This window comes from Arthrobacter sp. K5 (assembly GCF_040448525.1).
In the GTDB taxonomy this organism is placed as follows: Bacteria; Actinomycetota; Actinomycetes; order Actinomycetales; family Micrococcaceae; genus Arthrobacter; species Arthrobacter globiformis.
Genome location: NZ_CP159279.1, coordinates 3,463,115 through 3,476,172, shown reverse-complemented (window position 1 = coordinate 3,476,172; position 13,058 = coordinate 3,463,115). Strand labels below are relative to the sequence as shown.

The following is a 13,058-nucleotide window of genomic DNA, read 5'->3' as shown; positions in this document are numbered from 1 at the left end:
TGTCTCCTTTGAAAGTCTTGGGTGTGCGGGGCCGCGGCGGCGGCGGGGGCGGACCTAGCGTCCGTATACGTTCTGGTAGCGGTCGTAGAGCGACTCGATCTGCCCCTGGTCGATGGGCAGCGGTTCGCCGAGCTGGCGGGAGACGTGGACCGTGCGGGCCACTTCCTCGCACATCACGGCGGCCTTGACCGCCGAGCGGGCGTCTTTGCCGATGGTGAACGGGCCGTGGTTCTGCATCAGCACCGCCGGGGAGTTGGAGTTCTTGAGCGTCTCCACGATGCCTTGGCCGATCGAATCGTCGCCGATCAGGGCGAACGGACCCACCGGGATGGGCCCGCCGAATTCATCGCCCATCATGGTCAGCACACACGGGATCTCCTCGCCCCGCGCGGCCCAGGCCGTGGCGTAGGTGGAGTGGGTGTGGACCACGCCGCCGACGTCGGGCATGTTCCGGTAGACGTAGGCGTGCGCGGCCGTATCCGACGACGGGGTGAGGGCCGGGTTGCCCCACTCAAGAATCGTGCCGTCCCCGCCGGTGGAGGTACCGCTGACCGGGGTGCCGTAAAGGTCGGTGACCACCATCAGTTCGGGGGTCAGGTCGTCATAGGAGACGCCTGAGGGCTTGATGACCATGAGGTCGTAGCCGGGGATCCGGCCGGACACGTTGCCGGCGGTCCAGACCACCAGGCCGTACCGGGTCAGCTCGGCGTGCAGGTCGCAGACCTCGCGGCGGATGCGGGCAATGGTTTCCAGCAGGGCGCTCATGCCGAAACCTCCTCGGCGTTGAAGGACTCGGTAAGCAGGGACTGGACGTTAGCCGGCTGGGCAGCGCTGCGCTGGATGGCCTTGAGCCGGTGCATGACGTCGTTGGTTCCCCTGCCGAAGTAGTCGTGCAGGGTCCGGTACTCGCGGAACAGTTCGTTGTACGCTGCGACGTTTTCCGGGATGGGGGTGTAGACGGCCCCGGGTGCGGCGCCCATCGCTTCGGATGCGGCACGGACATCGGCGTACTTGCCGGCGGCAACGGCCGCGTGGATGGCCGAACCCAGGGCCGGTCCCTGCGTGGAGCCGATGGTGGAGAGCTGCAGGCCAGTCACGTCCGAGTAGATCTGCATCAGGAGCCGGTTTTTCAGCAGGCCCCCGGCCACGATGAATTCCTTCACCGGCACGCCGGAATCCCGGAAGGCCTCCACGATGGTGCGGGTACCGAAGGCCGTGGCCTCCAGCAGCGCCCGGTAGATGTCCTCCGGCCGGGTGGCCAGGGTCTGGCCGACCACCACGCCGGAGAGCTCGTGGTCCACCAGCACGGAGCGGTTGCCCGAATGCCAGTCCAGGGCAATCAGGCCGTGCTGGCCGATCGCCTGCCCGGCGGCGAGGCCCGTCAGGTATTCATGGATGCCCTGCCCTGCCGCAGCCGCGGCCTGGTGGTATTCCGGAGGGACCCCGTACTTGGTGAACCAGCCGAAGATGTCACCCACGCCGGACTGGCCGGCCTCGTAGCCCCAGAGCCCGTCGACAATGCCGCCGTCCACCACGCCGCACATGCCGGGTACCTCATGGAGTTCGGCACCGTTCATGACGTGGCAGGTGGATGTGCCCATGATGGCCACGAGCTGGCCGGGTTCCACGGCCTTCGCTGCGGGGGCGGTGACGTGGGCGTCCACGTTGCCGACGGCGACGGCGATGCCCTCCGGGAGCCCGGTCCAGGCGGCGGCCTCGGCGGTCAGGTAGCCGGCGGCGTCGCCCAGGCGGCCGATGGTGTGGTCCAGTTTGGCGCTGACGAAGTCCTTGAACTGCGGGTTCAGGGCGGCGAGGAAGTCATCGGACGGGTAGTGGCCATCCTGGTAAATGCCCTTGTAGCCGGCAGTGCAGGCGTTGCGGACGTAGTTGCCGCAGAGCTGCCAGACGATCCAGTCGGCGGCTTCCACCCAGTGGTCCATTTCGGCGTAGGCTTCAGGGTCCTCCTCCAGCAGCTGCAGCCCCTTGGCGAATTCCCATTCGGACGAGATCAGTCCGCCGTACCGCGGCAGCCAGGATTCTCCCAGCTCGGCGGCGAGAGCGTTGATGCGGTCCGCCTGGCCCTGCGCGGCATGGTGGCGCCACAGCTTCACATAGGCGTGCGGACGGTTCGCGTAGCCGGGCAGTTCGTTCAGCGGGGTGCCGTCCGCTTTGACAGGCACCATCGTGCAGGCCGTGAAGTCCGTGGCAATTCCGACGACGGCAGCCGGGTCGATCCCGGCGTCCGCGATCGCGGCGGGAACAGCGTGCCGGAGCACGTCCCGGTAATCGTTGGGCACCTGCAGCGCCCATTCACCGGGAAGCCGGGCGGCTGTTCCATCAGCCGCGCCTGCCACATCCGCCGGAAGCGCTTCCGTGACTACCGCATGGGGGTAGTCGAACACGCCACTGCCGAGTTCCTTGCCGTCCCGGACCCGCACAACCACGGCCCGGCCGGACAGGGTGCCATAGTCCACCCCGATGACATAGTTTTCGCTGCCGTCTGCTGTGACGTCCATGAATCCTCCAGATAAAGGCCCGCTGCTTGTCGGGCTGAAACTATTGTGAGCGCTAACAACTTACTGCGTCAAGTGCCGTGGATCACCGGTTCCAGGATCTAGGCCCTCAGGCCGGGGCGGACGTGCTCCGGCGGACGACCAGCTCGGGCGCCACCACGGTGGTGCTCACGGTGTCGCCGTTCGCGATGGCGCTCAGCATCAGGTCCATGCAGCGCCTGCCCAGCTCCTCGAAGTCCTGGCGCACGGTGGTGAGCGGCGGCGTGAAGTAGCCCGACTCCGGCTGGTCGTCGAAGCCCACCACGGAGACATCCTCGGGGACCCGGACGCCGGCTTCGTTGAAGGCGCGGAGCAGGCCCAGGGACATCTGGTCGTTACCTACGAACAGCGCGGTGGCAGTCCGTTCGGCGGCCAGCTTCCGGCCGATCTCGTAGCCGCTGCCCGCGCTCCAGTCCCCCTCGACCACCAGGCTGTCATCCAGCCCGGCCGAGCGCAGTGCCGCGCTCCAGCCCGCGGCGCGTTCCGCCGCATCAATCCAGTCCTGCGGACCGGCAACGTGGCCAATCCGGCGGTGGCCCTGCTCGATCAAATGCCCGACGGCGAGCTCAGCCCCCCGCTTCTGGTCAACCATGGCGCCGCTCACTCCCTCACTGCCGAGGGAGCCCACGGCCACCACCGGCACGCCGGGCTTCAGCTCGGCCAGGGCAAGCAGCGTCTCCGAATGCGGCACGATCACCACGATGCCGTCCACGGACTGGTCCAGGAAGTGCCTGATGGCATCGAAAATCGCCTCCCGGCTCACCGACCTCAGCGCCGCGATGCTCACGAAATAGCCGGCGTCGCGCGCGGCCTGCTCCACGCCCAGCAGCGTGTTCGCGGGGCCGTACTGGGACAGCTCGCTGCCCAACACACCGATGGTCTGCGACTTCCGCGTGACCAGGCTCCGCGCCGCGGTGTTGCGCCGGTAGCCCAGCTCGGCAATGGCGGCCTCGACGCGCTCGCGCGTGGCCTTGCTGACGTTGGGATGGTTGTTGATCACCCGGGACACAGTCTGGTGTGAGACTCCCGCGCGCTCCGCCACATCCTCAAGCCGGGGTAGCCGGGCATTGCTTTTTGCCATGGGGTAATTGTGCGTGACCCATAGCCTTCAGCACGAATAGGCGCGGCGCCCCCGGCACGAATGGCCGCGGCCGGACGTAAACTGATGGCAACAAAAGGAGCGCTGGCGATGGACGGAAAAGTTCATCATTCTGGGGCCGGACCTTCCGCACGGCACATGCTGACGGGCTTGCTGCTCCTGTTCGCCCTCCTCCTTGGCTACCTGCCCGGCGCCACCACCGCTCGCGCCGTATCGCTCAACGGCCACGACATCTCCTGGCCCCAATGCCCGACGGCGGTGGGCGGCTTTGGCCTGCCGCTTCCGCCGGCGTCGTCCCAGTTCGTGGTCATCGGTCTGACGAAGGGGCTGCCCTTCACCGAGAACCCGTGCCTGGCCAGCCAGGTCGCCTGGGCGTCCGGCAACCGCAAGCCGGCGCAGGCCTACACCATGGCGGCCTTCCCCACGGCCGCCCAGCTCACCACCTACCGGTCCCAGGGACCGTGGTCCGCCGCCACCCGGGCGGGACAGCTCTCCAACGTCGGCTATGCGGAAGCACGTTTTGCGGTTGCCAGCCTGGCGCGGGTCGGGTTTGCGCCACGCGTGGTGTGGATTGACGTCGAGCCCCGCCCCGCCCAGCCGTGGCCCACCGCGGGCGCCGCGCAGCAGCGTGAAAACCGGTACATCGTCGAGGGCCTCATGCGCGGGCTGCGCGATGCCGGCTATTCCTACGGCCTGTACTCGTTTGCTTCGGGCTGGGCCAGCATCACCGGTTCCTGGCGGCTGTCCGGCGTTCCTGTGTGGGCCACCGCCGGCCGGCTGGATTTCCCCGGCGAAGCCCTCAATCTCTGCCGTTCCCCCAGCTTCTCCGGTGGCCGCGTGTACCTTTCCCAGTGGTACGACGACGTCCGGGATTACGATCTGACCTGCGACCCCTACGCCTTCACTCCCCTGCCTGTTCCGGCGTCCACGCTGTCCCGGTCCACTGCTGACTTCAACGGTGACTGGAACACGGACATCCTGGCCCGGGTGACGGCGACGGCCGAGCTGCGGCTGTACCCGGGGAACGGCCGCGGGGGCCGGCTGCCCGGCGTGCGCATCGGCACCGGCTGGAACGGGTTCAGCGCCCTTGAAACACCAGGAGACTTCAACGGTGACGGCCCGCAGGACGTCTTTGCCAGGGAAGCCGCCACCGGGTACCTGTGGATGTACCGCGGCAACGGCACCGGCGGGTTCCTGCCCCGGATCCGGCTGGGCACTGGCTGGAACAGCTTCAGCGCGATCATCGGCCCGGGTGATTTCAACGGCGACCAGCGTGTGGACATCCTCGCCCGCGAGACTTCCACCGGCTTCCTCTGGCTGTACCGCGGCAACGGCGCCGGCGCGTTCCTGCCGCGGATCCGCGTGGGCTCCGGCTGGAACAGCTTCAATGCCCTGGTGGGTCCGGGCGTCATGAACGGCGACGGCGCCGCCGACATCCTCGCGCGGGAAACAGCCACCGGTGTCCTGTGGCTCTACCGCGGCAGCGGCACCGGCGGCTGGCTCCCCCGCGTCCGGGTGGGCGCCGGCTGGAACTCCATGACCGCCGTCGTAAGCCCCGGCGACTTCAATGGCGACCGCAACCCGGACCTGCTGGCACGCGATGCGGCCGGGGTCCTCTGGCTCTATCCCGGGCTGGGCACGGGGCAGTTCGCCTCCCGCATCCGTATCAGCGCGGGCTGGAACGGGCTCGCGCCGCTGTTCTAAGCATCACGGTTCCAGCAGGACGGTTCCAAGCAGCACGGCTCCGGCCAGCGCGGCTTCAGCGCGTGCTCTCCGCCCTATGACGGCCACCCCCTTATACCCATCTCATTGAGGGGTATGCACCGCACCCGCCCAATGTTTTCCCAAGCCCCGGCCCGCACTGTAGTTGCGCGGGGCAACGACAAGCGCAGCCAGCTTCCGCAAGGCCAGGATTCGCGGTGCAGAAACCGCGGGGGAAGACCCTGGGAAAGCTCGAACACGGGGCCAGCAGGCCATACTTTTTTGCCCCGAAGGAGGCGCGTACCCATGTCAGATGAAACTGCAACCACAAACGAAGTGCCGACAAACACAGTGTCCCGCCGCAATATCTTGCGGCTCAGCGCGGCCGGGGGCGCCGGCGCCGCCCTCGTCGCCGCCCAGGGCTGGGCTGGACCGCTGCTCGCGCAGAAAGGACTCCTTTCGCCCGACGGGGCGTTCGCCGCTTCGTCCACCGCCCTCGGTGATCTGCTGTTCTACATCGAAAAATTTCCCACCAGCCCGCTGATCCTGACGCCGTTCAAGGACCAGCTGCCCGTCCCCAAGCCCCTTGCCCCTACGCCGGCCGTGGGCGACGAATTCATCAAGGGCTATACCGAGTGGAACGATCCGCCCGGCCCTGGCGAGGGCCAGCAGAGTTCCTTCAAGAATGAACGGCACCAGATCTGGCCAAACCAGATCGGTTCGTCCGACCCGCTGGTGTACAAGATCGATCTGCTGCTTCGGCAGCACGCGTTCACGACTTCCCAGGTGCTGCCCATCGACGCCAACGGCCGCCCCACGATCTCCTTTGACGAAAAGCGCAAGACGTACCCTGCCGGCACCAAGCGGACCCTTCCCCTCAGCACGATCTACGGTTTCAACGGGACCTTCCCCGGTCCAATGATCAACGCCGAGTACGGCAAGCCCGTGCTGGTCCGGTTCGAGAACCATCTGGATGAGAACCCGCTGAACCTGGACCGCCAGGACTTCGGCTCGCCCGACTGGTCCTTCCTGACCCACTTGCACAACGGCCACACCGCTCCGGAGAGCGACGGCAACCCGCACTACACCATGGTGAGCGGACCTAAATACGAGGGGTATTTGCCGCAGACCTTCTGCGACAACCTGTACCTGAACTGGCCGGCCGGCAATGACGACCGGGAAAAGCAGAGCTTCTTCTGGTTCCACGACCACCGGATGGACCACACGGGGTCCAACGTTTACAAGGGCATGGTGGGCCTGTACCCCATCTATGACCCGAAGAACGGCATGGACATGGGCGATGAGCGCCAGGGCCTGCGGCTCCCGGGTGTCCGCAAGGACAACCCGGACGGGTCCTTCGACGTCGACTACGATATCCCGCTGGCCTTCTACGACTGCCGCCTAGATGACGGTGTCACGACGCACCAGGACATCCACGACATACAGAAGGAGTTCCCGGACTCCAAAAACCCCGCCAAGCACCCCGAATGGTGGGGCAAGACGTTCTACAAGCATTTCCCCAACCACGGGTTCGTGGGCGACATCTTCACCGTGAACGGCACCGCCAACCCGGTGTTGGAGGTGAAGCGGCGCAAGTACCGCTTCCGCTTCCTGGACGCGTCCATTGCCAGGATCTACGAGTTCAAGCTGATGAGTTCGACAAAAGGTCCCAAGACAGCCGTGTCCCTGGGCTACACGGGCGACGAGCTGGAGGGCCAGTACCGCATCCCGGACGCCCAGCAGTGCATGCAGTTCACCCAGATCGCGTCCGACGGCGGGCTGCTGCCATTCCCGATCAAGCGCGATTCCTTCGAGCTGTGGCCGGCCAAGCGCCGCGAGGTGGTTGTCGACTTCAGCCGGTACCAGGACGGCACGCCCACCACCAAGGGCGACGTCATCTACCTGACCAACGTGATGAAGATGCCCAACGGCCGGATGTGGACCAACTCGTCCCGGTTCTCGCCCGACCCCGCCTACAAAGTCCCGGTACTGAAGTTCGTCATCGGCGACGACGCTCCCGACGACAGCCAGATCCCCGTGAAAATGCGCGACCTTCCGCCGTTGCCCGCCAACTGGCAGACCATGCTGGACAACCGGCTGATCTTCGAGGTGGAGCGCGGTTCCGGCGGGGGCGAAACCGAATGGCTCATCAACGGCAAGCCCTTCATCCCTAATACGGTGGCCACCAGCCTCAAGAACCGCGCAGGACGGTCACCGCTCGCCCAGCAGAAGAAGGGCAGCTACAACCTTTGGGAAATCCGCAACGGCGGCGGCGGCTGGGTCCACCCCTTCCACCTGCACATGGAGGAACACCGGACGGTCATGCGCAACTGCCGGGACGTGACGCGCGGCGGCGACAAGGGCCATCCCGACGATGTGTCACGTGAGGATCTGGTGGCCCTGGATCCCGGCGAGTCGGTGATCATCTACCGCGGGTTCCGGGACTTCGTGGGACCGTATGTGGCGCACTGCCACAACCTGGCGCACGAGGACCACGCCATGATGTTCGGCTGGGAAATCACGCCATGACTGCGGTACCCGCGGGCACCGCCAGCTGGAGCGGCAGCGGGACCGGCGCCCTGGCGCCGGCCCGCCCCGCGGTCCCGTGGCTCACGGTCATCCCGCTGGCGGCGATGATGGCCTACGCCGACGGCTTCTGGATGGTGTCGCTCAGGGGCGCCGTGGGTGCCATCGAGCGCACCCAGGAGCCCTTTGCGAGCTGGCTCCGGGAGTCAACCGTGCTGCTCCCGGTGTTTGTCGTGGCTGTGATCGCGGCCGTGACCCTGGCGCTGCGGTGGTTCGGCCCGGTGCTGGCGGGCAGGAAGGCCTTCCTCGCGACAGCCCTGCTGGTTGCAGCGGCCGGAACCCTGGCCGGGACGGTCACGCTGGCCGTCAGTGAAGCCTGGGACTATGCCCTGCAGCACGACCTCATGGGCACCCTGCACCATGCGTCTTCCATCCAGTCGGCGGAGCAGCTCGACCAGGCGTCGCTGGGGTTGCAGCTAGCCGCCTTTGGCTATGGCGTCTGCCTGCTCGTGGTCACCAACCTCGTGGTAACCGGGTGGACGGTGGCCATCCGGGGCGGGCGACTGGACGTCAGCCGGCAGCAGAAGGCGACGCCCGGGCGCACCATGCGCCGGGTGCGGGCACGCCGTGCCCGGACAGGCGCCACGGACCTCAGCGCCATGGACCTCAGACAGATGCTGGCGGCGGTGGCACTGTTCGGCTGCGCCGCCATCCACCTCGCAGTCATACCGGACCACATGGATCATTGGCCGGTCGCCAGCGCTTTCTTCCTTGCACTGGCGATGGCGGAGATAGCCTGCGGTGTCCTGCTGCTGGGACGGGCGGGGCTTAGCGTCGTTGTTGCCGTCGCGGCCGCCGCCGTGGTTCCGCTGGCACTCTGGGTCTGGTCTCGCACGTCCGGACTGCCGTTCGGCCCCAACTCCAACGTGCCCGAGCCTGTGGGCCTGGCCGATGTGGCCGCGGGCCTCCTCGAGCTGGGCACCCTGGTGATCGCCGTCGTCCTGCTCCGCGCCAGGCGCGGGGGTACCGTCCGGCGGGCAGGTCGGACGGCGACGTCGGCCCACCTCCGCGCACTGGCCGTGGTGGGGGCAATCGCCGTTGGCTTCCTGGGCGTGGCCGGAGCGGTACCCGGCTGGTTGGGTGAACTGCCGAGCTCAGGGGACATCACCCACAGCAGCACGCATTAGGAGCACTCTTCAACTCAATTCCCGACGACGGCGGTCCCCGGTGTGGGGCCGCCGTCGCTGTTGCGGCAAACAGTCCCGGTAACAAGAAATTTACATTCCTGAAACCCACCGCAGCTGGCGGTGCCCTATGTTTTGGGGACAAACGGCATTCGTCCGGGTCTCAGCAAAATGCCACCACCGATTTCTTGAGTGGAGTTCGAAATGAACGCTGGAGATGTTGCCTGGATCCTCGCAAGTTCTGCACTGGTATGCATGATGATTCCCGCCCTAGCCCTCTTCTACGGAGGCATGGTGGGGTCGCGCCGGATCCTGAACATGATGATGATGTGCTTCGGCGGGGCCAGCCTCGTAGCCGTGCTGTGGGCACTCTTTGGATACTCGATGGCCTTTGGCAACTCAGTGAACGGCCTGGGCCTGATCGGGAACATCACGCAGTATGCAGGCCTCGAGCCGATGCTGACAGACAACCCCGATGCCTCCCTGCCCGCGGCGCTGTTCACGGCCTTCCAGCTGTTCTTCGCCTGCGTCACCACCGCGCTCGTTGCCGGCGCGGCCGCCGGGCGGATGAAGTTTGGCGCCTGGATGGTGTTCGCCGGGATATGGGCCACGCTGGTCTACTTCCCCATCGCGCACTGGGTGTTCGCGTTCAATTCGGCGGACGGCTCGGTGACCGGCGGGTGGATTGCCAACGGCATCAAGGCCATCGACTTCGCCGGCGGAACAGCCGTGCATATGAACGCCGGTGCCGCCGCGCTCGCCCTGGCGCTGGTCCTGGGCCGCAGCTCCGGCTGGCCCAAGATGGAGCATTCCAAGCCCCACAGCCGTCCCCTGGTGCTGGTGGGCGCCGGCCTGCTGTGGGTCGGCTGGTTCGGCTTCAACGCCGGCTCCGCGCTGACCGCCGGCCATTCGGCGTCGGTGGTGTTCCTCAACACAGCCGTGGCGGCCGCCGCTGGCCTGCTCGCCTGGGCTCTCGTGGAACGGATCCGGCACGGCGCCACCACCAGCCTGGGCGCAGCCTCGGGGCTGGTTTCCGCGCTCGTGGCCATCACCCCGGCCTGCGGTGCGGTCAGCCCGCTCGGTGCCGTGGCCATCGGCGCCATCGCCGGTGCTGTCTGCTCGCTGGCGATCGAATGGAAGTTCCGCCTCGGCTTCGATGACTCACTCGACGTGGTGGGCGTGCACCTCGTGGGCGGCATCATCGGCACGCTCCTGATTGGCATCTTCGCCACGGACAGCGCGCCCAACGGCGTCAGCGGCCTGCTGTACGGCGGCGGTCTGACGCAGTTGGGCATCCAGTCGCTCGCCACCGTTGCCGTGCTGGTCTACTCCTTCGGCCTGACCTGGGTGATCGCCAAGGTGGTGGACATGGCCATGGGCCTGCGCATCCACGAAGAGGACGAACTGCGCGGCATCGACATCGCCGCCCACTCCGAGTTCGCCTACCTGACGGACGAAGATCCCGTGAACCTGGGCTCCGCGCCCCGGTCCTGAGCCGGTCCCCCGGCAAGGACAGCCAGGTCCTTCGTGAACGCCAGCGGACCTATGGTTTCGGGGTCGGCGGCGAGGTCGAACTGCGCCGTGTACCCGGTGTTCAGGTACAGGTGCTTGGCCTCCGGCTGGCGCGGGCCCGTGGTGAGGTACACGCTGCGGTACCCGCGCTCCGCGGCCAGCCGCTCCAGTTCCGCCAGCACCCGCCGCGCCAGGCCCCGCCGCCGGTGCGCCGAGTGCGTCCAGATCCGCTTGAACTCGGCGGTTTCCGCGTCGTAGCGGCGGTAAGCCCCGCCGGCCACGGACTCGCCGTTCTCCTGGATGATCAGCAGGGCGCCACCCGGTGCTTCGAATTCCTCGGCCGGATACCTGTTCAGTTCTTCCGCCGCCGCGCCCCGGCCGAACAGGTCGCCGTAGCGGGTGTCATACTCGACGGCGAGCTCGTCCAGGAGCGGGCGGACCCGGGGATCGTGCATGGGCAGTTCGAGGACGGTAAGAGCTGGAATAGACACGGCAGTAAGGATCCTTCTGGCCAGGGCGTCGTTCTCCCGGAACGGCGCCGCGTTGGTGCCGGGACGGGCAAACGCGCCCGCTCCCCAGCCGGAGGTCCCCGGGCCGATGCCGAACAGGCGGCTCCGGGTGTCACCGCTGCGGCCCACGATCCGGTGGCCCGAGGTGACGAGGAGGCGTCCGGTGGAGTGGGCGCCGTCCGACGTGAGCAGGTGCTGCTCCGCTCCCAGGCCCGCGCCGTGCAGCGAACGGAGCAGCGGGTTGGCGGAACGGGCCACGGCGGGACCGGGCAGCCGCGCCTCGATGAAGGCCTTCGCCCGCACGCTCACTGGTGACTGCGCCGACGTCGCCACGAACTCGCCGGTGGCGTCGTCGGCGGCCACCGACAGTCCCGGTCCCAGGAAGTGCAGCAGCCCGGCGCGGTGGGCGGCCAGCATCTCACGCAGCCGGCGGGGCGGCGGACCGGAATCCACGAAGCTGAAGAACCCGTGCCACCAGCCGTGCACTTCCTCCTGCGAGCGCGCGTTCAGCCGTTCGGGCGGGACAATCCTGCCCAGTTCCATGTACACCCTCAGCAGTGCCATGAACAGTGCCAACGTTTCCGGGTGGTCCGGTCCCGTCCGCAGTTCGAGGTCACGCTCGATGTAGGCGGCCACCGCCTCCTGTACGTCATCGTGGCCGGAAAAGATCTGCCCGCCGAACGGCCGGTCCAGCCGTTCGAGGTCCAGGTGCAGCCCGGCGTCCGGCACTGCCGCGGCAACGAGCTCATGCCGCGCGCTGCTGTACCAGTCCAGGGCGGCAAACCGCACGGCAAACTCGTCCCAGCCGAGCGCAACGCGTTCCGGGCTGCCGGTGAACAGCTCCCGGTAGTAGCCGTAGCCGGCGTCCTTCGCGATCAGGGGCCAGAGGTGGGCGCGGAAATCCAGTTCAGCGTGCTCCGCCAGGAGCGCGCCGACGGCGTCGGCGGTGAAGAAGCGGGGCGCGCCCGCCGGCTCGCCGCGCAGTGCCACGGAGATTTTGGAGTGGAACGGCACACCGCGGCGCGACCCGGCCCAGAGCCTGGGTTCGGCCCCGGACGGAAGGTAGCGCAGCCCGCCGTCGGACGTCTCTTCAAAGCGCCCGCCGCGGCCTTCGGTGAGCAGCACCAGCAGGTCCACGAAGGCCAGTCCCATGCCGGAGACGATGACGTCCTGTCCGGGGGCGATGGGGGAATAGTCGACGTCGGTGGTGTAGCTGGGTGCTGCATGGAACCCGCCGTGCCGGGCCGCGAAATCGGTCCAGGCGGCGGAGCGGGGGTCCGGCTCCGCGTCGGTGTGCCCCAGGGCGGTAACCACGACGTCGGCGTGCAGCGTGCCGCCGCCGGCCAGCCGCACGCTGTACCCCCCGTCGTCGGACTTCCGGTCCACGTAATTGCCACCGTCGCGCGGTTCGACGCTGAGCGCGGTGTCGCGGTGGACGGTGACGCGGACGTCGCTGCCCAGGGCCCGGACGGCGCGGCGGAAGAACCACTCAAGGTACTTGCCCTGCAACTGCCGCGTGGCAAAGGAGCTGTCTGTCAGCGAGCGCAGCTGTTCCTGCAGGTGCGGCGGCATGGCGGGCACGTCGGTGATGGAACCGTCCCGGACTCCGGCAGCCCACGCGGCCAGTCCTGGCCCGTCGATGGGGGGCCCGTCGCACAGCACCGAGGAGTCGGTGAACATCGTGACGTCCGCCGCGGTGGAATTCATCATGAGGCCGGGCTCCTGGTCGAAGCGCCAGATCCTGCCGGAACCGGGTTCGTGCGGCTCCACGATGTGGATCTGCACCGGGCCGTCCGTGAGCCCGGGCCTGTTGGCCGCGAGCCGTTCGAGGATGCCGGCCGTGCGCGGGCCACCGCCGATGAAGACTACGGATGGGTGCTGCGCTGGCATCGGAACTCCTAGTGAGAAAGGGCCGCTTAGAAAGGGGTTGGGCCCTCAATCTAGGGTCTGGACAAACCCCCGGTCGAGGGCCCTG

Annotated in this window: 8 protein-coding genes and 1 pseudogene; 4 read left to right on the top strand and 5 right to left on the bottom strand. The window is 67.7% G+C overall.

The window, feature by feature from the left end; translation table 11 throughout:
- Window positions 1–54: 54 nt before the first annotated feature.
- The 3 genes from ABRP34_RS15790 to ABRP34_RS15780 all read right to left on the bottom strand — a co-directional run bounded on the left by ABRP34_RS15790 (window position 55) and on the right by ABRP34_RS15780 (window position 3,633).
- Window positions 55–765 carry an L-ribulose-5-phosphate 4-epimerase gene (locus ABRP34_RS15790; RefSeq protein WP_353710926.1) on the bottom strand — a complete coding sequence of 237 codons (711 nt, stop codon included), beginning with the start codon at window positions 763–765 and terminating at the stop codon, window positions 55–57.
- On the bottom strand, window positions 762–2,516 hold the full coding sequence (araB, locus tag ABRP34_RS15785) for a ribulokinase (protein ID WP_353710925.1): 1,755 nt from the start codon (window positions 2,514–2,516) through the stop codon (window positions 762–764). The genes ABRP34_RS15790 and araB overlap by 4 nt, the downstream gene beginning before the upstream one ends.
- A gap of 106 nt (window positions 2,517–2,622) precedes the next feature.
- Entirely contained in the window at window positions 2,623–3,633 is a 1,011-nt protein-coding gene (locus tag ABRP34_RS15780; protein ID WP_003805767.1) for a LacI family DNA-binding transcriptional regulator, read from the bottom strand.
- Between the two features lie 108 nt (window positions 3,634–3,741).
- On the opposite strand from ABRP34_RS15780, the gene ABRP34_RS15775 reads away from it, so the two are divergent.
- From ABRP34_RS15775 to ABRP34_RS15760, 4 genes are all read left to right on the top strand, one after another.
- Window positions 3,742–5,355 carry an FG-GAP-like repeat-containing protein gene (locus ABRP34_RS15775; RefSeq protein WP_353710924.1) on the top strand — a complete coding sequence of 538 codons (1,614 nt, stop codon included), beginning with the start codon at window positions 3,742–3,744 and terminating at the stop codon, window positions 5,353–5,355.
- Between the two features lie 303 nt (window positions 5,356–5,658).
- Window positions 5,659–7,881 (top strand): multicopper oxidase domain-containing protein, encoded by a 2,223-nt coding sequence (locus tag ABRP34_RS15770; protein WP_353710923.1) that lies wholly within the window; start codon window positions 5,659–5,661, stop codon window positions 7,879–7,881.
- Window positions 7,878–9,065, top strand: a complete 1,188-nt coding sequence (locus ABRP34_RS15765) for a hypothetical protein (RefSeq protein WP_353710922.1) — start codon at window positions 7,878–7,880, stop codon at window positions 9,063–9,065. The genes ABRP34_RS15770 and ABRP34_RS15765 overlap by 4 nt, the downstream gene beginning before the upstream one ends.
- Before the next feature lie 201 nt (window positions 9,066–9,266).
- Window positions 9,267–10,556, top strand: a complete 1,290-nt coding sequence (locus ABRP34_RS15760) for an ammonium transporter (RefSeq protein ID WP_353710921.1) — start codon at window positions 9,267–9,269, stop codon at window positions 10,554–10,556.
- On the opposite strand, the gene ABRP34_RS15755 is transcribed toward ABRP34_RS15760, so the two are convergent.
- Both ABRP34_RS15755 and ABRP34_RS15750 read right to left on the bottom strand, forming a co-directional pair.
- A complete protein-coding gene (locus ABRP34_RS15755; RefSeq protein WP_175305030.1) occupies window positions 10,505–11,029 on the bottom strand; it encodes a GNAT family N-acetyltransferase in 525 nt (174 codons plus the stop codon). The genes ABRP34_RS15760 and ABRP34_RS15755 overlap by 52 nt on opposite strands.
- 30 nt (window positions 11,030–11,059) lie before the next feature.
- Window positions 11,060–12,973, bottom strand: a pseudogene (locus ABRP34_RS15750) (FAD/NAD(P)-binding protein); the annotation flags it as partial.
- Between the last annotated feature and the right edge of the window lie 85 nt (window positions 12,974–13,058).